Genomic DNA, 22,413 nt, shown 5'->3' with positions numbered 1-22,413 from the left:
GCATGATCATCCATTCGCTGCTCGACACCGACCTGTACAAATTCACCATGATGCAGGCGGTGCTGCATCAGCATCCGGCCGCGCAGGTCGAGTACCGCTTCAAATGCCGCACGCCCGGCGTGGATCTGGCGCAGTTCATCGACGAGATCTCGGGTGAGATCGACGCGCTGTGCCGGCTGCGGTTGCACGAGGACGAGGTGGCCTATCTGCGCGGCCTGCGCTTCATCAAGCCGGATTTCGCCGACTTCCTGGCGCTGTTCCATCTGGACCGCAAATACCTGCAGCTGTCGGCATCGACCACCCATCCGGGCGAGATCGAGCTGACCCTCCGTGGCCCGTGGCTGCACACCATCCTGTTCGAAGTGCCGTTGCTGGCGATCATCAACGAGGTGTGGTTCCGCAATACCTCCGAGCCGGATTTCGAGGAAGGCCGCAGCCGCCTGCGCGAGAAGGTGAGCAGCCTGCGCAGCATGCCGGCCGGCTGCAAGATTGCCGATTACGGCACCCGGCGGCGCTATTCGCGGCATTGGCACGGCGAGTTGCTGCCGTTGCTGCGCGATGGCCTGGGCGCGCAGTTCGTCGGCACCAGCAATGTGTATTTCGCCAAGCATTACGGCCTGACCCCGCTGGGCACGATGGCGCACGAATATCTGCAGGCATTCCAGGCACTGGGGCCGCGGTTGCGCGACTCGCAGGTGGCCGCGCTGGAATCGTGGGCGCGCGAGTACCGCGGCGACCTGGGCATCGCCCTGTCCGATGTGGTGGGGCTGGACGCGTTCCTGCGCGACTTCGACCTGTATTTCTGCAAGCTGTTCGACGGCATGCGCCATGATTCGGGCGACCCGTTCGAATGGGGCGAGCGTGTCATCGCCCACCTGCAGGCACACCGCATCGACCCCGCGACCAAGGTGCTGGTGTTCAGCGATGGCCTCAACATCGACAAGGTGATGCGGCTGTACGCGCACTTCCACACGCGCTGCCGGCTGGCGTTCGGCGTAGGCACCAGCCTGACCAACGACCTGGGGCCGACGCCGCTGCAGATCGTGATCAAGATGGTCCGCTGCAACGGGCAGCCGGTGGCCAAGCTCAGCGACTCGCCGGGCAAGAGCATGTGCGAGGACGCCGGTTACCTGCGCTATCTGCGCGATGTGTTCGGCCTGCCGCCGGTACCGGACGCCGGTGACCACGCGCGGCAGTGACTGACGTGCAGCGGCGCATCGAGAACCGTTGCCGCTCATAGCAGGCAGCAGCAACCTTGCGGCGCATCGCTCGATCGCAGCGGGGAGCGAGCTCCGTGCGGGAATGGCAGACGCTGAAGCGAAATCGCGACGCCTGCGTTGGCAGGCAGCCGATCCGCTTGCGTTGAATAGGGTGATTGCAGATAAACGAACGGCGCCTGACGGCGCCGTTCGCATTACACGCAGTGAATCTTGCGGATTACGGGCGCACCTTGGTGGCACAGACAAACACCGCTGCCTGTTGAATGCGGCTGATTGCCCCCTGGTTCTGCAACTCGCGCGCGTGCTCGTCCATGCAGGTCAGGTAACCCAGGCGGTTGCCGGCGTTCTGCGCCTTGCACAGGCTGTTTTCGGCCGAGATGTTCGCGCCGGGAATCAGCCCGCCGGTCTCCAGCGTCGGCACCAGCGTATTGCAGCTGCCCAGCTTGGCCAGCCCGCGATTGAGCGTCCAGCCGATATCGGCAAACAGCGCCGGGGTCAGGTCGATGTTCAGATGCGCCTGTACTTCCGGCGTATCGAACGGTTCCATCAACGCGTTGGGCTGCAGGTCGGTATCGAAGTGCGAGAACGTCGAACCACCGGCCACCACGCTGGGTGCGTACAGCCGCGTGCGGCCTGCGCTGTCGGTGCCCTGCAGCAGTTCGGGGTCTTCGTACAACGCCGCCACCACTCCGGCGCTGCCCTTCAGCCGCGCGCCATCGGCCTGCGAGACCATGATGGCCGGGATGGTGATGTCGGTGATCGGCGGTGCGGCATTGCCCATCGTCTGCACGCCGGACGCGTTATTGGCCACGATCACGCCCACCGCACCGTTGAGCTGTGCGTTCTTGACCTTGATCGCGAACGCGCAGGTGCCGCGGTCGATCAGCGCCACCTTGCCGGCCACCTCGGCCGCATTGACGAACGGCGTTTCGCAGCCATCGCTGGCCGACGCGGCAGCCACCCCGTCATTGACCGTCACCACTGCGCGTGCCGGGAAATTGGCCGCCGTGGCCAGCGGCCCGAAGCTGGCAAAGCCCACCTCGAACTTGCCGGCCGCGCTGGCCGGTGCGCTCACCTGCAACAGGGTGCGCGGATCCAGGATCAGCGCCGCCTCGCGGTTGACGCGCGTGCCGGCCCAGACCGTACGGCCGGGCGTGCGCATCGCTTCGGCACGCAGCGCGTTGGTCATGGCCGGATCGTCGAAGCGCTTGTTCTGCACATTGTCGAAGGCCTGCGCGGTGTAGACGTCGGTCAGGCCGCTGCCCGAGCCGAGCACGCCGGTGGTCTTGTTGAGGAAGCCGGCCGCACCCAGGCCGTGGCCGATCTCATGCATCACCACGTTGAGGAAGTTGATCTGGCCTTCGGGCGTCTTGCCGTCCAGGCCCAGGTACCAGCCCGAGCCAGCCAGGCAGTCGTCCTTGCCCAGGTCGCCGTTGAATTGCGAAAACACGTCGGCCGGATCGCTGGGATCGGGGACCAGGTCCTGCCCGGCGATCGCATCGCCCAGCGCGGACGGATACAGCGTATTGGGCTTGGAACCGGGGAAGTCGTTGACGATCCAGTTCGGGCCGGCCTGGCCCAGCGTGCCGCCGGTGGCGGTGCAGGTCAGCCGTGCGAACGAGGCATACACCTTGATCTCGACATTGCTCTGCAGCACTGCGCCCCACAGGTCCATCGCGTATTGGTAGGCGATGCGACGCTGCTCGCCAACCGAGCGCCCCGGGTTGCCGCCCAGGGGCGCAGCGCTGGTGGGGTCGTTCAAGCCGACGCTGGTGCCGGCGTCGCCATTGATCAGCGTGACGTTGGCGGCGCTGGCGTGCAGCGGCGCGATGGCGGCAGCCACGGCCAGGGACAGCAGCAACAAGGGCTTATTCATGCGGCAGCGCTCCGTGCTCGGCGTGGGCGGGTTGGGTGGCGGCGTCTTCGCCGTGCTCGATGACGATGCGGCCATCGGCCTGGCGCGTCGCCATCAGTGAGCTCATCTGCGTGGCCGGCAACTTGCGCGCCACGGTGCCGTTGGGCAGGCGTCGCTCGGTCGCGCGTGCGGCAGATTCGGTCTGCGGCACCGCAGTGCGGGCAGCGCTGCTGCGGGCGGCCGAGGCGGCCTGCTGGTCCAGCGCCGCGCTCTCGGCGTCGGTCAGCGGGCGCAGCTTGCCGGTGGCGGGGTCGATGCCGACCTTGGAACTGCTGGTTGCTGCCTCCTGCGCGACGGCCATGGCCGGCAGACAAACGACGCACAACACACCGGACAGCATCCATCCGGGCTTACGAAAGCTCATCATCGTTGGGGTTTCCTTGGGTCCAGCAGGGAAAAGGGACGCCGTGCAGACACCAGCGTCGGGGGAATCCTTCCGTTTCAGTCTGTTCATGACTGAATCATGAATCCGTGATGTGTGTCAATCTTTTGACATGTAGGGCGCTGAATGCGAAACGAGCGCCTGAAACAGTTACTTGCGCACTTGCGCCGAGGGGGATTTCCGGATCGCGCAACGGCAATTGGCAAGCGGACCGGCCAGCGTTTGACGCGAACCGGCCGTGTCGAATGCCTTGCTGGTCCGCCAGTAGCCGGATCACGTCTCCCTTCTCCCCCTTGGGAGAAGGTGCCCCGAAGGGGCGGATGAGGGCACGCGCGGAGCCCGGCGGAGCTTGAGTACAGCGTCGGGTCTATCTGCGCTTCGGCCCGTACCCTCACCCCAACCCCTCTCCCGAGGGGAGAGGGGCCGTATCCGCCCAGGCCGGCGGCAGGGCCTGTGCAGGCAGCGCGGATGCACCAACGTGCGCAAGCCGTGCACTGGCGCCTGCTGGCGAGATGCTGATGCCCGGCATCGGCATCGGCATCGGCATCGGCGCGCTGCGCGTACGCTGCGCTGGTTGCGCATGCCATTCCATCGCAGCGATTTATAGTGTCAGCAACCCCGCGCACCAGGCTTCCATGCACGCCGTCATCTATCACAACCCCGACTGCGGAACCTCCCGCAACACCCTTGCCCTGATCCGTCATACCGGCATCGAGCCGCAGATCGTCGACTATCTGCAACACCCGCCCACACGCGAAACACTGCAATCCCTGATCGCTGCCGCCGGCATCCCGGTCCGCGAGGCCATGCGTCAGAAAGGCACCCCGTATCTGGAACTCGGGCTCGACGATCCCGCGCTGGACGACGCAGCGCTGCTGAGCGCCATGCTCATGCATCCGATCCTGATCAACCGCCCCTTCGTGCAAACCGCGCTGGGGACGCGCTTGTGCCGCCCGTCCGAACGGGTGCTGGACCTGCTGCCGCCGGCGACGCACGGCTTCGTCAAGGAAGACGGCGAACGCGTGCTGGACGATGCCGGGCAACGCGTAACGGGCTGATAGACAGATACCCGGAACACGCAGTCATCCCACATCAAGCGCAGCCGCCGCAGCTCAGATCCGAAACGCCAGGCAGCGCCACCTGACGCCCCAGCTACCAATCCCTGATTCCCATTCCCGATCCCCAATCCCCAATCCCCAATCCCCAATCCCCAACCTCACCTGCCCCTACCGCACAGGTCCTAGAATCGCCACAACGTTTCCCCGGAGCAGCCAGATGATTCGCGAGATTATCCGCATGGGCGACAAACGCCTGCTGCGCGTGGCGCCACCGGTGACCAACCTGGGCAGCGCCGAGCTGCGCACGCTGGTGGCCGACATGTTCGAGACCATGGACGATGCGCGCGGCGTCGGCCTGGCCGCACCGCAGATCGCAGTGGATCTGCAGCTGATGGTGTTCGGCTTCGAAGCCAACGATCGCTATCCTGAGGCGCCGGCGGTGCCGCGCACCGCATTGGCCAATGCACAGATCGAACCGCTGTCGGAGGAGATGGAAAACGGCTGGGAGGGATGCCTGTCCATTCCCGGCCTGCGTGCCGTCATTCCGCGCTATCGCGTCATTCGCTACCGCGGCTTCGCGCCGGACGGCAGCCCGATCGAACGCGAGGCCGAAGGCTTCCACGCCCGCGTTGTGCAGCACGAATACGACCATCTGGTCGGCCGCCTGTACCCCTCGCGGATCGAGAACTTCGCCACCTTCGGTTTCGAGGACGTGCTGTCCTACGACCTGTGATCGCACCGCGGCATCGCATGTGACAAGGGCGCCTTGCGGCGCCCTTGTCGTGCTTACTTGAGCGCCTTGCGGCGCCCTTGTCGTGCTTACTTGAGCGCCTTGAAGCGCAGACGCTTGGGACCGGCGTCATCGCCCATGCGGCGGCGCTTGTCTTCTTCGTACTCGCGGTAGTTGCCCTGGAAGAACTCCACGTGCGACTCGCCTTCGAACGACAGGATGTGCGTGGCGATGCGATCCAGGAACCAGCGATCATGCGAGATCACGAAGGTATTGCCCGGGAACTCCAGCAATGCATCTTCCAGCGCACGCAGCGTTTCGATGTCCAGGTCGTTGGACGGTTCGTCGAGCAGCAGCACGTTGCCGCCCTGCAGCAGTGTCTTGGCCATGTGCAGACGACCGCGCTCACCACCGGAGAGCGAGCCGACCATCTTCTGCTGGTCCTGGCCCTTGAAGTTGAAGCGGCCGATGTAGGCGCGCGACTGGATCTCCACGCCGTTGATGTTGAGGATGTCCAGGCCGCCTGCGATTTCCTGGAACACGTTGTGGTTGCCCTCCAGCGCATCGCGGCTCTGGTCCACGTACGACAGCTGCACGGTCGGGCCCATCACGATCTCGCCGGAATCGGGTTTTTCCTGGCCGGTGATCATCTTGAACAGGGTCGACTTACCGGCACCGTTGGGGCCGATGATGCCGACGATGGCGCCGGGCGGCACGATCATCGACAGGTTGTCGATCAGCAGGCGGTCGCCGAACTTCTTGGACACGTTCTTGAACTCCATCACCGAGTTGCCCAGGCGCTCGCCCGGCGGGATGAAGATTTCATTGGTTTCGTTGCGGCGCTGGTAATCCACCGACTGCAGCTCTTCCAGGCGGGCCAGACGCGCCTTGCCCTTGGTGCGCCCGCCCTTGGCATTCTGGCGCGACCATTCCAGTTCCTTCTGGATCGCCTTCTGGCGTGACTTTTCCTGGTTGTCTTCCTGCTTGAGGCGCTCGTCCTTCTGGGTCAGCCAGTCGGTGTAGTTGCCCTTCCATGGAATGCCGCGGCCGCGGTCCAGCTCCAGGATCCACTCGGCGGCGTTGTCGAGGAAGTAGCGATCATGCGTGACCGCCACCACGGTGCCGGTGTAGCGCGCCAGGAACTGTTCCAGCCACTCCACCGACTCGGCGTCCAGGTGGTTGGTCGGTTCGTCCAGCAGCAGCATGTCCGGCTTCTGCAGCAGCAGGCGGCACAGCGCCACGCGGCGCTTTTCGCCACCGGACAGCTTGCCGACGATGGCGTCCCACGGCGGCAGGCGCAGCGCATCGGCGGCCACGTCCAGCTGGTTCTCCAGGGTGTGCGCGTCACCGGCGGCCAGGATCGCCTCCAGGCGTTCCTGTTCCTTGGCCAGCGCGTCGAAATCGGCGCCTTCTTCGGCATAGGCCAGGTACACCGCATCCAGCGCGGCCTGTGCCTGCAGCACGTCGCCCACGCCTTCCTCGACCGCTTCGCGCACGGTGTGCTCGGGGTTGAGCTGCGGCTCCTGCGCCAGGTAGCCGACCTTGATGCCGGCCTGCGGACGGGCTTCGCCCTCGAAATCGGTATCCACGCCGGCCATGATCTTCAGCACCGTGGACTTGCCGGCGCCGTTCAGGCCCAGCAGGCCGATCTTGGCGCCCGGGAAAAAGCTCAGCGAGATGTCCTTGATGATCTGCCGCTTGGGCGGGACCACCTTGCTGACGCGGTTCATGGTGTAGATGTATTGCGACATGGGTGCTCCGTGGACGCAGGCAGCCCACCGGCCGGGGCCGGAGGCAGCGGAAAAGGGATTGCGCCGATTATACGGGCAAGCGGCCTGGCTCGCGGCGGCGATGCGGCAGCTAAACGGCAGCTTACCTGTCACCTGAATGGGCGTTTTCGTAATCGATTCCAGCAAGAATGCGTTAAGGCGGTTGGCGCCTTAATGAAATTGCGACATCGCAGACAGGAGCAATCCCATGAACCGCAAACGCATCGTGACTGTTGTGCTTTCCTCCATCTTGGCGCTGGGCTTCGCCGCACCGGCCGCATTTGCCGGGGATTGGGACCGCGACGACCGCCGTGGGCATGACCACGGCCACCGCGATCATCGCGGCGACTGGCGCAATGACCGCCGGGATGACCGCCGCGAATGGCGTGATGACCGTCGCGCAGACCGCCGCGAGTGGCGCCAGGACCGCCGTTACTACAGCAACGGCTACCGCGAGGGCTATCGCGACGCGCGCTATCAGGACCGTCGCTACGACCGCAATCGGGTCTATGTCTACGATCGCCCCAACTACTACCGCGCCGGTCCGCCGCCGCGCCCGTACTGGGCCCGCGGTCAGCGCTACCACGGCCCGGTCTACGTGATCAACGACTACGACCGCTATAACCTGCGCCGCCCGCCGTATGGCTACCGTTGGCAGCGCGACAACACCGGCAATCTGCTGCTTGTGGCCATTGCAACCGGTGTGATTGCCGACCTGGTGCTCAACAACTAAGTTCAGCAATGGCTTGGCCGGCCTGACCCGGCAAGCGGGTAGGGCCTAATAAAAGGGCGCACTCCGGTGCGCCCTTGTCGTTCAAGGGCCGGGCGCGCCAAGGCCCGCGTGGCCCACGCCGGCGCCGCAATTGGTCACCTGTCCACGCGGGGGCTTACAATCGGCGCCCCTACTGGCAACAGCTGCCCCGGAGCTCTGCATGTTCTCGCGCGACGTCCGACTGGAAACCTACGACCCCGAACTGGCCCAGGCCATCGCTGCCGAAGCCGGCCGCCAGGAGGATCACGTCGAGCTGATCGCCAGCGAAAACTACTGTAGCCCGCTGGTGATGGAAGCCCAGGGCAGCCAGTTGACCAACAAGTACGCCGAAGGCTATCCGGGCAAGCGCTACTACGGCGGTTGCGAGTTCGTCGACATTGCCGAGCAGCTGGCGATCGAGCGCATCAAGCAGGTGTTCGGCGCCGACTATGCGAACGTGCAGCCGCATAGCGGCTCGCAGGCCAACCAGGCGGTGTATCTGGCGTTGCTGCAGCCGGGCGACACCATCCTGGGCATGAGCCTGGCCCACGGCGGTCACCTGACCCACGGCGCCAAGGTCAACGTCTCCGGCAAGCTGTTCAACGCGGTGCAGTACGGTGTCAACGAGCAGGGCCTGATCGATTACGACGAGGTCCAGCGCCTGGCCACCGAGCACACGCCGAAGATGGTCGTGGCCGGCTTCTCGGCGTATTCGCAGAAGATCGACTGGGCGCGCTTCCGCGCCATCGCCGACAGCGTCGGTGCGTATCTGTTCGTGGACATGGCGCACGTGGCCGGCCTGGTCGCCGCCGGTGTGTATCCGAGCCCGCTGGAGCATGCGCACGTGGTCACCTCGACCACCCACAAGACCCTGCGCGGCCCGCGTGGCGGCATCATCGTGGCCAAGGGCGCGAGCGAAGAGTTGCAGAAGAAGCTGCAGTCGATCGTGTTCCCCGGCATCCAGGGCGGCCCGCTGATGCACGTGATCGCGGCCAAGGCGGTGGCGTTCAAGGAGGCGCTGGAGCCGGACTTCAAGACCTACCAGCAGCAGGTGGTCAAGAACGCGCAGGCGATGGCCAACACGCTGATCGCGCGCGGCTACAAGATCGTGTCCGGCGGCACCGAGAATCACCTGATGCTGGTGGACATGATCGGCCGCGACGTTTCCGGCAAGGACGCCGAAGCCGCGCTCGGCAAGGCGCACATCACCGTCAACAAGAACTCGGTGCCCAACGACCCGCGCTCGCCGTTCGTCACCTCCGGCCTGCGCCTGGGCACCCCGGCGATCACCACCCGCGGCTACAAGGAGCAGGACAGCATCGACCTGGCCAACTGGATCGCCGACGTGCTCGACGCCCCCAGCGACGAAGCGGTGCTGGCCAAGGTCCGCGACGCGGTGACGGCGCAGTGCAAGAAGTATCCGGTGTATGGCTGAGATGGGAATGGGGAATAGGGAGACGAGAATGGTAAAAGCAACGCTGCGATAGCTGTGCCGTTCCGATTCCCTATTCCCCTCTCCCTATTCCCGGACGCCTGATGCACTGCCCCTTTTGCCAGCACAACGACACCCGCGTGATCGATTCGCGCGTGTCCGAAGACGGCACGACGATTCGTCGGCGCCGTGAGTGCGAGGCGTGCGGCGAGCGTTTCAGCACCCTGGAAACGATCGAACTCAAGCTGCCGACCGTGGTCAAGAGTGATGGCGGGCGCGAGGCGTTCGATGCGCGCAAGCTGCGCACCAGTTTCGACCGCGCGCTGCAAAAGCGCCCGGTGTCCGAAGAACAGATCGAAGCGGCGGTGCGCGCGGTGGTGCATCAGTTGCGCATGTCCGGCGAGCGCGAGGTCGGCTCGCTGCGGGTGGGCGAGTACGTGATGGTCGAGCTGCGCAAGCTCGATCATGTGGGCTATGTACGCTTTGCCTCGGTGTACCGCAGCTTTCAGGACGTGGCCGATTTCCGCGAGGAAATCGAAAAGCTCGAGCGCGAGCTGCCGGTCGGCATCGAGCAACTGCCGCTGCTGGAAGCGGCGCTGGAACGCGCCGGCAAGCCCGGCAAGCGGTGAGCGCAATGCGCATCGCCTGCGTGGCCGACACGCCGGAGCTGTTGCCCGCCCTCGCGCAGGCGCATCTGCAGGCCTTCGGCAGCCTGTTGCCGGACTGGAATTTCGATGAGGCCTTGCGCGAGTTGCGCAGCCACAGCCGCGACGGCGTGATCCCGACCACCTGGGTTGCGCTCGATCAGGCACAGTGGCTCGGGTCGGTCAGCCTGCTGGAAAACGACGATGCGCGTATTCGCCAGTGGTCGCCCTGGCTGGCGTCGCTGTACGTGCAGCCGCAGGCGCGTGGGCAGGGCATCGGCGAGGCGCTGGTGACGCACTGCGTGCAGGCCGCCGCGCGCATGGGCGTGCCGGCCTTGTATCTGTATTGCCAGCCAGCACTGGCGCCGTACTACCAGCGGCTGGGCTGGCATACGCATGCAGAATTGCTGCTGGGGCCGATGCAGATCGTGGTGATGCAGATCGCGCCGGTGCTGCAGTGCGCGTGACGGCCGACGATCACCGCTGGATGGCCCAGGCATTGCGTCTGGCCGAGCGCGGTGCCTACACCACGCGCCCCAATCCGATGGTTGGCTGCGTGATCGTGCGCGATGGCGTGTGCGTGGGCGAAGGTTTTCATCAACGTGCCGGCGGCCCGCATGCGGAAGTGTTCGCGCTGCGCGCAGCCGGCGCGCTGGCGCGGGGCGCCACCGCCTACGTCACGCTGGAGCCATGCGCGCACTACGGACGCACGCCGCCCTGTGCCCTGGCCTTGATCGATGCCGGAGTGGCGCGTGTGGTCGCGGCGATGGCCGACCCGTTTCCGCAGGTCAACGGTGGCGGGTTCGCGCTGCTGCGCGAGGCCGGGATCGAGGTGCTCAGCGGGGTCCTGCAGGCACAGGCGCGCGCGCTCAACCGGGGCTTCCTGTCACGGGTGGAGCGGGGCAGGCCGTGGCTGCGGGTCAAGCTCGGCGCCAGCCTGGATGGACGGACTGCGCTGGCCAGCGGTGAATCCAAGTGGATCACCGGCGCCGATGCGCGCGCGGATGTGCAGCGCTGGCGTGCGCGTGCCGGCGCGATCCTCACTGGCGCCGGTACGGTGCTGGCCGACGACCCATCGATGACGGTGCGGCTGGGGGATGACACGCCGTTCGTGCCGCCGCTGCGCGTGGTGCTCGACGCCGGGTTGCGGACGTTGGCATGCAATACCATTCGCCAGGGCGATGCGCCCACGTTGTATCTGCATGGCGAGGATGTGGCCGCGCCGTCGCTGGACGATGCGCAGTTCATTGCGATGCCGTTGCATGCCGGCCGTTTCGAGCTGGGTGCCGTGTTGGCCCTGCTTGCCGAGCGCGGCATCAACGAGGTGCATGTGGAAGCCGGTGCAACAGTGAGCGGTGCGCTGCTGCAAGCCGGGCTGGTCGACGAATTGCTGGTCTACGTGGCGCCGGTACTGCTGGGCGATACCGCCAGGCCGCTGCTGGCCGGGCTAGACATCGAGACGATGGCACAGCGCGCTGCGTTGCAGCTGCTGGATGTGCGCCAGCTGGGGCAGGATCTGCGTCTGCGTTATGCGCCGGTTGTTGCCGGGTAAGCGCTGCACGGTCTTGCCCGATGCCGCGCGGGCGTGTGGTTGCGCGCATGAAAAAGGCCCCGCATGCGGGGCCTTCGTGCATCTGCGCCGCGCCGATCAGAAGCTTGCGCGCACGCCCACCTTGTACTGGTTGGCGTTGTCGACGAACTGCGCTTCGGCAACCAGGCCCCAGGTGCGGGTGAAGTTGACCTGGCCACCCAGGGTGCCGACGAACTCGCCTTCGTCCACGTCGCTGCCGTCGATGTAGCCGGCCTTGATCCAGGCTTCGGTGCGCGGCGAGGGCTTGCCGCGCAGGCCCAGGTTGGCAAAGCCCAGGGTGGTCGAGTCGGACGCGTTGTCGATCGAGCGACCGCGCAGGCGCAGGTCGGATTCGACCTTGGTGCGCAGCACGCTGATGTCGGCGGTGAACTCGACGCGCTCGGTCATTTCCTGGCGGTAGCCGATACCCAGCGTGGCCTGCTGCAGGGTGCCGTCGATCACGAAGCCGCTGCCGAGGTTGTAATCCTTGGTGGCACGTTCGTAGCTGGCCAGCAGGTAGGCCGGCTGGGCAATCTGCCAGGAACCGCGGATGTAGCCACCGTCGATATCGTCGGACGCGTCGTTGACGTTGATTTCGGTCCGGTTCCAGCCGCCTTCGACGTAGGAATAGCTCAGGCCTTCGGCCGATGCGGCAAACGGTGCGGCGGCCAGCACGGCAGCCAGGATCAGGGTGTTACGCATTGGATGTCTCTCTCCGAATTGATGTCCGTGTCTCCGTCCCGTTGCGGGAGGGAAAAAGCGACGTCTCCCGTCGCGGTGGGTAAATTAACAGATCCTTCACAATCCTGGCTATGGGGGATTTCCTCACATGACGCAGTGTCCTGCCAGCCGTCGCTGACGCTCAGCCATCGCGCCGATAGGCCCTGTTAGACTTTGCGCACCGGTTCGCCGGTACTCACGAACGTCTTCAGGGCGGGGTGCGATTCCCCACCGGCGGTAGGCATGCGCAAGCATGCGAGCCCGCGAGCGCTTGCGCATCGGAGTTGAGCGGATCCACGCGAAACCCGCTGCGCAAGGTCAGCAGATCCGGTGCGATGCCGGGGCCGACGGTATAGTCCGGATGAAAGAAGACGGCCAACGCGCAGCCTTGCGGCTGTGCGCGCGCCTGTTTGCCTTGTGGCGTTTTTCGCTCAACTCCTGCGAGAAACGACTATGTCCCTGCCTCACCCGTCGCGCTGCGTCGCGATCTTCCACCGCACTGCGTGCGCTCCGTTGTCGTCAATGACGGGGGCATGCTGATGTTTACCGGAATCATTGAAGGCGTCGGCCATCTGGCAGCGCGCCAGCCGCAAGGCGGCGATGTGCGTTTCACCTTCGCCACCGGCAACCTGCCATTCGACGCGGTGCAACTGGGCGAGAGCATCGCGGTCAACGGCGTGTGCCTGACCGTGATTGCGTTCGATGCCGGCAGCTTCCAGGCCGACGCCTCTACCGAAACCCTGTCGCTGACCACGTTGGGCAGCTTGCCGGAAGGCGCGCTGCTGAATCTGGAGCGTGCGATGCGCCCGACCGACCGCCTCGGCGGGCATCTGGTCAGCGGCCATGTCGATGGCCTGGGCCAGGTGCAGTCGGTGCATGACGATGCACGGGCGCAGCGCTGGCGGTTTGCCGCCCCGTCGTCGGTATTGCGCTATGTCGCCAAGAAGGGCTCGATCTGCGTGGACGGAGTCAGCCTGACCGTCAACGAAGTGGACGAGGACGGCTTCGAAGTGGCGTTGATTCCGCACACGGTGGCCAACACCGCGTTTGCGCGGACGGCGGTCGGCGCGGCAGTGAATCTGGAGATCGATCTGGTGGCGCGCTACGTCGAACGCCTGCTCGGCACGCGGGGTGCGGCATGAATTTCGCACCCGTTCCGGAACTGATCGAGGAACTGCGCGCAGGCCGCATGGTGGTGATCGTCGATGACGAAGACCGCGAGAACGAAGGCGACCTGATCATGGCCGCCGAGCTGGTCAAGCCGTCGGACATCAACTTCATGGTGACCCACGCGCGCGGGCTGGTGTGCCTGTCGCTGACCCGCGAGCGCTGCGCGCAGCTGGGCCTGGCGCCGATGGTGCGCAACAACACCGCGCAGTTCCAGACCAACTTCACCGTCAGCATCGAGGCGGCCGAGGGCGTGACCACCGGCATCTCCGCCTACGACCGTGCGCACACGGTACGCACCGCGGTGCGGCCGGATGCCAGGCCGCAGGACCTGAGCCAGCCGGGGCATATCTTCCCGCTGATCTCCCAGCCCGGTGGCGTGCTGACCCGCGCCGGCCACACCGAAGCGGCCAGCGACCTGCCGATGCTGGCCGGGCTGGAACCGGCCGGCGTGCTGGTGGAAGTGCTCAACCCGGACGGCAGCATGGCGCGGCGCCCGCAGCTGGAAGTGTTCGCGCGCGAGCACGGGCTGAAGATGGGTTCGATCGCCGACCTGATCGCCTATCGCCTGGCCAACGAGCACACCGTCGAGCGTGTGGACGCGCGCGAGATCAGCACCGAATTCGGCCCGTTCACGCTGGTGACCTACCGCGACCGCATCGCGCACGACCTGCATTTTGCGCTGGTGCGCGGCACGCCCGATCCGGCCACCCCGACGCTGGTGCGCGTGCAGGTGGAAAACCCGCTGGCCGATCTGCTGCACTGGCAGCGCGATGACTTCGGCGTGGCGGCCACCGATGCGCTGCGTGCGATCGCCGCCGAAGGGCAGGGCGTGATGGTGGTGCTGTCGGCGCCGCGCGACAGCGAATCCCTGCTGGCGCGGCTGCGCCAGCAACCGGAAGCGGCCACCAACGCCAAGGACGTCAGCCAGTGGCGGCGTAATGGCGCCGGCGCGCAGATCCTGGCCGAGCTGGGCCTGGGCAAGCTGCGCGTGCTGGGCACGCCACGCCGTCAGGTGGGCCTGGCCGGGTTCGGGCTGGAGGTGGTGGAGTACTTGGAATGCCATCCCGGCGAAGGCGTGCGTGCGGTGCCGGTCGCCGCGCTGCCCTGACGCAGGGCCGGCGGCCTGGAGTCGGCGCTCCGGTCGTTGCCACACGCGCCGCTGGAACCGTGTCGGTCGAGCGGTTCCTGCGGTGGTTGCGCAACGACCACGCCGGCCTGCGGTTGCGCCAGCCGGTGCTGCGCGCCCGCACACCGCCTGCTGCAGACATGGCCGGGCCTGCTTCGGCGCCCCGGCCGGCACCCATCGGCCGGGCCGGGCCCCGGCAGCTGTTAAACTTGCCGCCCCCTCGAGTTGCCGACCCGCATGACCCACTACGAAGGCGATCTCCGCCCCACTACCGCGCGCTTTGCGATCATCGCCAGCCGCTGGAATGCCCGCATCACCGACGCGCTGGTCACCGGTGCGCGCCAGAGCCTGGCCGGCAACGGCATCGGCGAGGACGCCATCGACGTGGTCCGCGTGCCGGGCGCCTGGGAAATTCCGATCGCGGCCAACCGCCTGGGACAATCCGGCCAGCATGCGGCGATCATCGCGCTGGGCTGCGTGATCCGCGGCGACACCCGCCACTACGAACACGTCGCCGACCTGTGCGCCGAAGGCCTGATGAGCGTGCAGTTGCAGACCGGCGTGCCGGTGCTCAACGGCGTGCTGGCGGTCGAGCGCGTGGAAGATGCCGAGGCGCGTGCCGGCGGCAGCCATGGCAACAAGGGCGAGGAATGCGCGCTTGCGGCATTGGAACTGGTCAATTTGATGGAGTTGTTGCCATGAGCAAGTCCGGTGGACATGCCCGCCACGTCCGTCGCGACGGCATCGATCCGGTGCTGCGTTCGCGCGCGCGCCGGCGCGCCTTGCAGGCGGTGTATGCCTGGCAGATTTCCGGCGGGTTCGCCAAGCAGGTGATCTCCCAATTTGCGCACGAGCAGGCGCACGAAGTGGCCGATCTGGCCTATTTCGAAAACCTGGTCGAAGGCGTGCTGACCAACCGCGCCGAGCTGGATACCGCGCTGACCCCGTATCTGGATCGCGGCGTGGAAGAGGTCGACGCGATCGAACGCGCGGTGCTGCGCCTGGCGGCCTATGAACTGCTGTATCGCCAGGACGTGCCGTACCGCGTGGTCATCAACGAAGCGATCGAAACCGCCAAGCGCTTCGGCTCCGAGCACGGCCACACCTACGTCAACGGCGTGCTGGATCGCGCCTCGGTGGAGTGGCGCAAGGTGGAGTCGGGCACCGGCGGCGCCTGAGGCGCCGCGGGATTGGGGAGTCGGGAATGGGGAATCGTAAGAGCACCGTTTCCGATATCTCCTGACGCGCTTTTGCGATTCCCGATTCCCTTCTCCCGATTCCCGTCCCCATGCCCGAATTCGATCTAATTGCCCGCTTGCGCGCGCGCATTGCGGCGCGTGCGGATGTGCCGTTGGGCATTGGCGACGATGCGGCGCTGCTGCAGCCGCCGCCGGGCGAGCAGCTGGCGATCACCGCCGATACGCTCAATGCGGGCGTGCATTTTCCGCACGAGACGCGCGCCGAGGATCTGGGCTGGAAGACGCTGGCGGTCAATCTGTCCGATCTGGCCGCGATGGGTGCGCAGCCGCGCTGGTGCACCTTGTCGCTGTCGTTGCCGCACGACAATGCCGACTGGGTTGATGCGTTCGCCGATGGCTTCCTTGCACTGGCCGACGCGCACGACATCGCACTGGTCGGTGGGGACACCACACGCGGGCCGTTGTCGTGCGCGGTGACCGCGATCGGCAGCCTGCCGCCGGGTGCGGCGTTGCGTCGCGATGGGGCGCGTGTGGGCGACGATGTGTGGGTGACCGGTGCGCCGGGCGAGGCGGCCGCGGCCTTGGCGCTGTGGCAGGCTGGCCAGCTGGACGTGACCTGCGCGGCGGCCGATCCGGTGCACGAGCAGTGGCGCGGCCGCCTGCTGCGCCCGCAGCCGCGCGTGCAGGCCGGGCTGCGCCTGCGTGGGCTTGCGCATGCCTGTGTGGATGTCTCCGATGGGTTGCTGGCCGATCTGGGGCATCTGTGCGAACGCAGCGGCGTGGGCGCGCAGCTGGCGCTGACGGCGTTGCCGGCGATGCCGCGCAGCGCCGGGATCAGCGCGCTGCAGTGCATCGGCTGGCAACTCGGCGGCGGCGACGACTACGAGCTGTGCTTCACCGCCGCCGTGCAACACCGCGAGGCGGTGGTACAGGCGATGGACTTCGCCGCAGTCGCGGTGACACGCATCGGCCGGATCGTCGCCACGCCGGGCGTGGTGGTCCACGACGCCGACGGCAAGCCATGGCAGCCGCCGCAGCGCGGGTATCAGCACTTCGTGGGCTGAGCGGTTCGCGCGGGAGGCGTTGCGCGGGCCTGCTGCATTGCAGCCAACCTCTGCGGGTCGGGATCGGCATACGATGGCGCCGGCCGGCTTGCACTTCATCACGTGTCACGATTGCGGCGCCTACGCTTCGCCTCCCGCCTCCCGCCTCCCGCCTCCCGCCTCCCGCCTCCCGAATCCCGCCTCCCGAATCCCGAATCCCGAATCCCGAATCCCGAATCCCGAATCCCGAATCCCGAATCCCGAATCCCGATTCCCGATTCCCGATTCCCGATTCCCGATTCCCGATTCCCGATTCCCGATTCCCGGCCCTTGAGCCATACCGTACCGTCTGGTACGTTCGCGACGTTCTCCCCCGAACCACGGATGCATGGCAGCTGCCGCTGGGCCATCCCGGCCCGGCCTTGCGTGGGAGAGAACCATGAACAAGCCTTGGATCGGAGGCATCGCCGCACTGGCGTTGCTGGTGGCATCGGCGTCGGCAATGGCGGGCGCTTTCAGCAAGACCTATGAACGCATTCCCGGCTGGGATGGCGCGCCGATGGGCGCGCTGGTCCTGGTGCCGCAAGGGCAGGGCAGCGGGCCGTTTCCGCTGGTCGTGATGCCGGCCAGCTGGTCGTTGCCGAACCTGGAATACCTCGGCCGTGCCACCCAACTGGCCAGCGATGGCTACGTGGTCGTCAGCTATACCTCGCGCGGGTTCTGGGATTCGGCCGGGCAGATCGACATCGCCGGCGCCGACACGGTGGAAGACGTCAGCGCGGTGATCGACTGGGCGCTGGCGCATACACCGGCCAACCCGAACGCGATCGGTGCATCGGGCATCTCGTACGGGGCGGGCATCAGCCTGTTGGCGGCCGGGCGCGATCCGCGCATCAAGGCCGTGGCTGCGCTCAGCGGCTGGGCGGATCTGGAAGCGTCGCTGTATTCCAATCGCACCGTCAGCCAGCAAGGCGTTGGACTCCTGGTCGGTGCCGGCGCGCTGACCGGACGGCCCGGTCCGGATCTGGCGCAGATCAGCACACGGGTTGCCGTTGGCGATTACGACGGCGCAGTGCAGGGCTTCCTGCCGCAGGCCGCGTCGCGCAGCCCGGCGAGCGAGGTGGCTGCGCTCAATGCGCGGGGCACCGCCGTGCTGCTGGGCAACGCCTTCAACGATGGCCTGTTTCCGCCGAATCAGACCATTGCGTTCTTCAACCAGCTGCGCGGGCCCAAGCAATTGCTGCTCAGCCAGGGCGATCACGCCACGGCGGAACTGCCGGGCGCGCTGGGCCTGCCCAACGAGGTCTACACGGCGGCCACGCGCTGGTTCGATCGCCATCTCAAGCAGGTGCGTAACGGGGTGGATGCGGAAGCGCCGGTGCGGCTGTCGCCGCGCGCAGGACAATGGCTGGAGTACCCGGATTGGGCATCGGTGCAGCAGGGCACCACGCGCCTGGGGCTATCCGCACCGGCCGGGTTGCTCAGCCCCACCGGCGGCTTGATCGGAGGTACCGCCAGCGGATGGCAATCGCGCATCGCCACCGATGTGCCGACGTTGGCCGACTCGGGCGTGGTGCTGGTCAGCGGTCTGTTGCAAGGCATCGGCGTGCCGGTCACCACGTCGATTCCGTTGGTCAATCGCATCGGCGCGGCAGTGTGGGTGGGTGCGCCGTCAAGCACGGTACGCCGGCTGGCCGGCAGTCCCTCGCTGCGCGTGACCGTGGTGCCCAGTCAGTCGAAGGTGAGCCTGTTCGCGTATCTGTACCGCATGGATGCAGTGGGCGTGGCGCAATTGGTCACGCATGCGCCGTATTCGCTACGCGGGGCCACGCCGGGCCGCGCAGTGACGCTGGATTGGCCGCTTCAAGCGGCTGCTGCGGAGATTCCGGCAGGGCAGCGCCTGGTGCTGGTGATCGACACGCACGACGCGCGTTATACCGATGCCAGCGATGGTGGCGGCACAGTGACGTTTACCTCGCCGGTGGCAACGCCTTCGGTATTGAATGTGCCGCTGCGGTAACGCTGCGCCGAGCTAATGGCGCGGTGAGTTGTCGGCCGCATACACCCGATCAGGTGTACGCGTGGATCAATCGCCCTTTATTGAATGCGTAACGGCAACCCACCCGGACACGACCGATCTGATCGGCGGGATGTCCTTTCCGGCGCCGGCAGTGTTGCAGAGCGTCAGGGCGGTTGCCTGGCTGCAGGGATCAGCGGTAGAGCAGTCGATCTGGCGCTTGGCTGCAGGGCCCTTGCCCGCCCACCATCGCAGGACACGCCGCAAGTACGTCCTTGTAGGCTCTTACGCGGCATCCATGCCGCGTAAGGTCCCGGGACGGTGGGTGGGCAAGGACCAGGCGGGATGGTCGGTACGCAAAGTTAAGAGCAGTGCCGGATGCGCCTTGTTCGATCGTGAAGCATCTGCACACCGCCGCATTACAGGCAGCTTTCAGATGAGCGCCGACCCACTGTCTGGTGCGGTGTCCTTGCCGGTTGCGGGCTCGGTGGCGGCATGGATGCCGCCACCGAGCCCCCATGGACGGGTTTACGGCGTGTCCCGCAAGCGGTGAGGGCGCCGCGCCCCTCGACGCACCAAACTGTTGATTCGAGTATCCGATCGCGACTAAACAACCACACCGGTACAGGTCTCGGTTGTTTTGTACGTTGTGTATCGAGGGCTTGGAAGGGACGGATGGATCAGTGGTAGAGCAGTCGATCTGGCGCTTGGCTGCAGTGCCCTTGCCCGCCCACCATCGCAGGACACGCCGCAAGTACGTCCATGTAGGCTCTTACGCGGCATCCATGCCGCGTAAGGTCCCGCGACGGTGGGCGGGCAAGGGCCAGTCGAGATGGTCGGTGTGCATGGTAAGAGCGGTGCTGGATGCGCCTGGTTCGATCATCGAAGCATCGGCTCCAGGTCTGATGCACTCGTGCTACAGACGGCTCTTCAAGTAAACGCCGACCAACTGTCTGGTACGGCGAGGGCTCCGCACACTCGACGCACCAAGTCTTTTGATTGCATCTAAGAAGTGATGCCGCGACTCAGGCTGTCGGTTGCGTTTGTGTCTGTCCACGGCGTATCCCGCGGGCAGTGAGGACGCCACCGTCGACCATGTTCTTCATGGCCAAGAATGCATGCGGTCAAGCCGAGAATGTATGCGCTTCGGCCGCAAATGCCACTGCCAGTGCGCCCTTGCCGACATTGACCATGCCGGTCAGGCTCATCACGCTTTCGAATAGTTCCACGTTGTGTGTCTGGCAGGCGTTCTGCAAGGCTGCGTAACCGGGAAGCGCGTGCAACTCGGCCAGTTCGCCGCCGTAGCCCACGCACACGGTCGGCGTCATCAAGCCCGCGCGGATCCTGCGCACGGCAAAGCCGAACAGCTTCTCTGCCGACGGCTCGAAGCCCTTCAGCTTGGCCACCGGCTCGGTGATGCCGCGGTAGGCGCGCAGCACCGGCTTGATATCCAGCGCGCTGCCGAGCGCTACGCCGATCAGGCCAACGCTGCGGTCGCCCTTGCTGCGCGCACGCGCGCGCAGGTAGTAGAGATCGCGCGGAATCATGTAGCCATAGGTGTGCTCGGCCAGTTGTTCGAGCCGGCTGCGGATTGCCGCCACGCCCTGACCCTGTTCGCGCAGGCGCACCGCTTCCACTGCCGTGATGCCCTGGCCGGCGAACAGGTTGAGGGTATCGATCACGCGTAGCGCGAATGGCGAGGTGTGGCCGGCGGCCTGCCGGATCGGCTTGTAATCGTTGAGGATCGCGAAGCTTGCCTGCATCGCGTTGTCGAAGATCTGGCTGCGCAGCTTGGAGATGGTCAGGCAGAACACATGGTCGTAGTCGATGACCAGCCGTTGCAGGAACAGGTCGCGAATCTGATTGACCGAAAATGGCGTGGTTTCCGCCTCGTGTCCGCGCTCGGCCACATGCGCCTGCAGAAAGCTCAGCGTCGCTTCCTCATCGCGGTGGTCGGCCAGCACCGCTTCGCCGATGCGTACGCTGATCGGCAACACGATGACGCTGTTGCGTTGAATAAAGTCCTGCGGCAAATCGCAGGCACTGTCCACCACGATTCCGATGCGCATCGTCGCCCCCTCCGGCTGTTGCGTTATCTGTGCTTGCGAACGCTATCGCAAAACAGGAGAGGCGAGTAGGGCTGACAGCTCGGTGCCGGTACGCCGAGGGCCGCGTGGTGGAAGCCTGACTGCCGACAGGCAAGCTCGACGCGTACGACGGGCCTGGAGCAAGCAGCCGCGGGGCGACCAGAAGACGGACCACGCCTCATGTGGCTCTGCACCATTCGCCTGCACTGCGCCGTCATGCAGATGACCGATACATGCGGTGACGCTGCCATTTGCACTGCGAACTGCGGATCGGCGCACGCTTCGGCTGTCAGCTAGCGCCCGCTATCGCAGATGACGAGCGAGGCCTGCCGCAATTGCTATAGCTCCCGTCACAACCCCGCTGCTAGGGTCCAACGCGACCGCTGCAAGGCGGCTTCTCGACGCTGCCGCACCGGCATCGCCGCGCTGAACCTACACGGAGAGAGTCGACATGCAAAACAGCCAATCCAGCATCCCTACGCAGACCGTCACACAGGCGCCGACCACACGGCGGCGCGCATCGCGCTGGTGGAAGGCTGCGCTCGCCGTAGGTCTGGTGGCCCTGGCGCCAGCGGCGCTGGCCGGTCCCTACAAGATCTTTGGCAACCACTACGCGTGGGTCAACAATTTCAATGATCCCAACAACATCATCCAGGGCACGTTCGGCACCGGCAGTACGCCGGAGCTGACCGTCACCTTCAACTTCGCCGACTACAACCTCTACGGCTACCCGGCGATCGTGCGTGGTTGGCATTACGACTGGAACCCGACCAGCGACACGCTGTTTCCGCGGCAGATTTCCTCATTGAGCAAGATCCCGCTCAAGTTCACCTACAGCGCGGGCGGCACCAATCTCGCGGGCGACTTTGCCTACGACATCTTCTTCCGCTGGGATACCGCCAAGGGCAACCCGCAACTGGAAGTGATGATCTGGGGCGACCACAACTCCTGGCCGATCGGCACCCTGACTGCCAGCAATGTGATCACCGCAGGCGGGCGTACGTTCGACCTGTGGGAGGGCTTCAACTCCGGTGCCGGCTATTACGTCTACACCTTCATCCCGACCGGCACCGCCGGGCAGGCCACGCTCAAGACCAGTGGCAGTCTCAATGTGGACGCCAAGCCCTTCCTCAACTGGTTGCAGACCAACCGGTCCAAGGATGGGCGCTACAACAACAGCATGTACCTGCACGCAGTCGAAGCCGGTTTCGAAGTGGTGCGCGGCAACGGCTGGGCCAAGGTCAGCGCGACGCTGGATGCACAGTAAGCATGGCCCACTTCAGCGGCATGGCTGAGGAGGGTGCGCAGCTGGTTTGATCACGGCGTGCAGCACACCACGCGCCGGTTCCCGCATCGCGTGCGCCGGCTTGGCATTCATCGAAGAGTGCCGGCCGCGTGAGAACCAACCAGGTGGCAAGGTGCGCGGCGCATGCAGTGCATGCGTCGCGCTCCGGGTGAGGCCGTGGTGACCGGGTCGCATGATTTCGCCTGCGCTCTGTTGTTCTGCAACGACATCGGCAAGGGCAATCCGCAGCTGGACGCGATGCGCCGGGGTGCCGGCAATGCGTCTGCGCCGGGCG

The 22,413-nt window shown here is 66.1% G+C and carries 20 protein-coding genes and 1 riboswitch; of the genes, 15 read left to right on the top strand and 5 right to left on the bottom strand.

Features of this window, described 5'->3' with window-relative positions; genetic code table 11:
* The first annotated feature begins 2 nt into the window (after positions 1-2).
* A complete protein-coding gene (gene pncB, locus H7A87_RS16265) occupies positions 3-1,199 on the top strand; it encodes a nicotinate phosphoribosyltransferase (RefSeq protein ID WP_115677932.1) in 1,197 nt (398 codons plus the stop codon).
* A 238-nt stretch (positions 1,200-1,437) separates the two neighbouring features.
* Here pncB and H7A87_RS16260 read toward each other — a convergent pair whose 3' ends face one another.
* Together H7A87_RS16260 and H7A87_RS16255 are read right to left on the bottom strand one after the other, a co-directional pair.
* Positions 1,438-3,096: a PA domain-containing protein gene (locus H7A87_RS16260; RefSeq protein ID WP_104649427.1), complete on the bottom strand. Its 1,659-nt coding sequence runs from the start codon at positions 3,094-3,096 to the stop codon at positions 1,438-1,440.
* On the bottom strand, positions 3,089-3,502 hold the full coding sequence (locus H7A87_RS16255) for a hypothetical protein (protein ID WP_104585548.1): 414 nt from the start codon (positions 3,500-3,502) through the stop codon (positions 3,089-3,091). Before H7A87_RS16255 ends, H7A87_RS16260 begins: the two co-directional genes overlap by 8 nt.
* A gap of 650 nt (positions 3,503-4,152) precedes the next feature.
* Here H7A87_RS16255 and arsC point away from each other — a divergent pair.
* Together arsC and def are read left to right on the top strand one after the other, a co-directional pair.
* Positions 4,153-4,575, top strand: a complete 423-nt coding sequence (gene arsC, locus H7A87_RS16250) for an arsenate reductase (glutaredoxin) (protein WP_104585587.1) — start codon at positions 4,153-4,155, stop codon at positions 4,573-4,575.
* 217 nt (positions 4,576-4,792) lie between these two features.
* Positions 4,793-5,308, top strand: coding sequence for a peptide deformylase (gene def / locus H7A87_RS16245; protein ID WP_119127343.1), 516 nt, complete (start codon positions 4,793-4,795; stop codon positions 5,306-5,308).
* Between the two features lie 86 nt (positions 5,309-5,394).
* On the opposite strand, the gene ettA is transcribed toward def, so the two are convergent.
* On the bottom strand, positions 5,395-7,056 hold the full coding sequence (gene ettA, locus H7A87_RS16240; RefSeq protein ID WP_016904669.1) for an energy-dependent translational throttle protein EttA: 1,662 nt from the start codon (positions 7,054-7,056) through the stop codon (positions 5,395-5,397).
* Positions 7,057-7,282: 226 nt separating this feature from the next.
* Here ettA and H7A87_RS16235 point away from each other — a divergent pair, with 226 nt between their 5' ends.
* The 5 genes from H7A87_RS16235 to ribD all read left to right on the top strand — a co-directional run bounded on the left by H7A87_RS16235 (position 7,283) and on the right by ribD (position 11,453).
* Positions 7,283-7,807, top strand: a complete 525-nt coding sequence (locus H7A87_RS16235; protein ID WP_104585544.1) for an RcnB family protein — start codon at positions 7,283-7,285, stop codon at positions 7,805-7,807.
* A gap of 199 nt (positions 7,808-8,006) precedes the next feature.
* On the top strand, positions 8,007-9,260 hold the full coding sequence (glyA, locus tag H7A87_RS16230; protein ID WP_104649428.1) for a serine hydroxymethyltransferase: 1,254 nt from the start codon (positions 8,007-8,009) through the stop codon (positions 9,258-9,260).
* 101 nt (positions 9,261-9,361) lie between these two features.
* A complete protein-coding gene (gene nrdR / locus H7A87_RS16225) occupies positions 9,362-9,886 on the top strand; it encodes a transcriptional regulator NrdR (RefSeq protein WP_006453216.1) in 525 nt (174 codons plus the stop codon).
* Positions 9,883-10,368, top strand: coding sequence for a GNAT family N-acetyltransferase (locus H7A87_RS16220; RefSeq protein WP_164739254.1), 486 nt, complete (start codon positions 9,883-9,885; stop codon positions 10,366-10,368). Before nrdR ends, H7A87_RS16220 begins: the two co-directional genes overlap by 4 nt.
* A gap of 20 nt (positions 10,369-10,388) precedes the next feature.
* On the top strand, positions 10,389-11,453 hold the full coding sequence (gene ribD, locus H7A87_RS16215) for a bifunctional diaminohydroxyphosphoribosylaminopyrimidine deaminase/5-amino-6-(5-phosphoribosylamino)uracil reductase RibD (protein WP_166767547.1): 1,065 nt from the start codon (positions 10,389-10,391) through the stop codon (positions 11,451-11,453).
* Between the two features lie 96 nt (positions 11,454-11,549).
* Here the strand turns inward: ribD and H7A87_RS16210 are convergent, their stop codons facing one another.
* Positions 11,550-12,173: a hypothetical protein gene (locus tag H7A87_RS16210; protein ID WP_104649430.1), complete on the bottom strand. Its 624-nt coding sequence runs from the start codon at positions 12,171-12,173 to the stop codon at positions 11,550-11,552.
* Positions 12,174-12,391: 218 nt separating this feature from the next.
* Positions 12,392-12,568: riboswitch (FMN riboswitch) on the top strand.
* Between the two features lie 162 nt (positions 12,569-12,730).
* Between H7A87_RS16210 and H7A87_RS16205 the strand changes: the two genes are divergently transcribed.
* The 6 genes from H7A87_RS16205 to H7A87_RS16180 all read left to right on the top strand — a co-directional run bounded on the left by H7A87_RS16205 (position 12,731) and on the right by H7A87_RS16180 (position 18,749).
* Positions 12,731-13,333, top strand: a complete 603-nt coding sequence (locus H7A87_RS16205) for a riboflavin synthase (protein WP_119127967.1) — start codon at positions 12,731-12,733, stop codon at positions 13,331-13,333.
* Positions 13,330-14,469, top strand: coding sequence for a 3,4-dihydroxy-2-butanone-4-phosphate synthase (gene ribB / locus H7A87_RS16200; protein ID WP_104585536.1), 1,140 nt, complete (start codon positions 13,330-13,332; stop codon positions 14,467-14,469). The genes H7A87_RS16205 and ribB overlap by 4 nt, the downstream gene beginning before the upstream one ends.
* A gap of 255 nt (positions 14,470-14,724) precedes the next feature.
* On the top strand, positions 14,725-15,189 hold the full coding sequence (ribH, locus tag H7A87_RS16195; RefSeq protein WP_039423375.1) for a 6,7-dimethyl-8-ribityllumazine synthase: 465 nt from the start codon (positions 14,725-14,727) through the stop codon (positions 15,187-15,189).
* Positions 15,186-15,665 (top strand): transcription antitermination factor NusB, encoded by a 480-nt coding sequence (gene nusB, locus H7A87_RS16190; protein ID WP_104585534.1) that lies wholly within the window; start codon positions 15,186-15,188, stop codon positions 15,663-15,665. Before ribH ends, nusB begins: the two co-directional genes overlap by 4 nt.
* Before the next feature lie 110 nt (positions 15,666-15,775).
* Entirely contained in the window at positions 15,776-16,750 is a 975-nt protein-coding gene (gene thiL, locus H7A87_RS16185) for a thiamine-phosphate kinase (RefSeq protein WP_119127346.1), read from the top strand.
* A 418-nt stretch (positions 16,751-17,168) separates the two neighbouring features.
* On the top strand, positions 17,169-18,749 hold the full coding sequence (locus H7A87_RS16180; protein WP_119127347.1) for a CocE/NonD family hydrolase: 1,581 nt from the start codon (positions 17,169-17,171) through the stop codon (positions 18,747-18,749).
* 1,121 nt (positions 18,750-19,870) lie between these two features.
* Here H7A87_RS16180 and H7A87_RS16175 read toward each other — a convergent pair.
* Positions 19,871-20,815, bottom strand: coding sequence for a DegV family protein (locus H7A87_RS16175; RefSeq protein WP_119127349.1), 945 nt, complete (start codon positions 20,813-20,815; stop codon positions 19,871-19,873).
* A 469-nt stretch (positions 20,816-21,284) separates the two neighbouring features.
* On the opposite strand from H7A87_RS16175, the gene H7A87_RS16170 reads away from it, so the two are divergent.
* The gene (locus H7A87_RS16170; protein WP_115677940.1) at positions 21,285-22,100 is read left to right on the top strand and encodes a cellulase; all 816 of its coding nucleotides are present in this window, start codon (positions 21,285-21,287) and stop codon (positions 22,098-22,100) included.
* The last annotated feature ends 313 nt before the right edge of the window (positions 22,101-22,413 follow it).

Source organism: Xanthomonas sp. CPBF 426, assembly GCF_903989465.1.
GTDB classification, from domain to species: Bacteria; Pseudomonadota; Gammaproteobacteria; order Xanthomonadales; family Xanthomonadaceae; genus Xanthomonas; species Xanthomonas euroxanthea.
The sequence above is the reverse complement of the archived record's forward strand: the minus strand, read 5'-3'. Positions and strand labels throughout refer to the sequence as shown.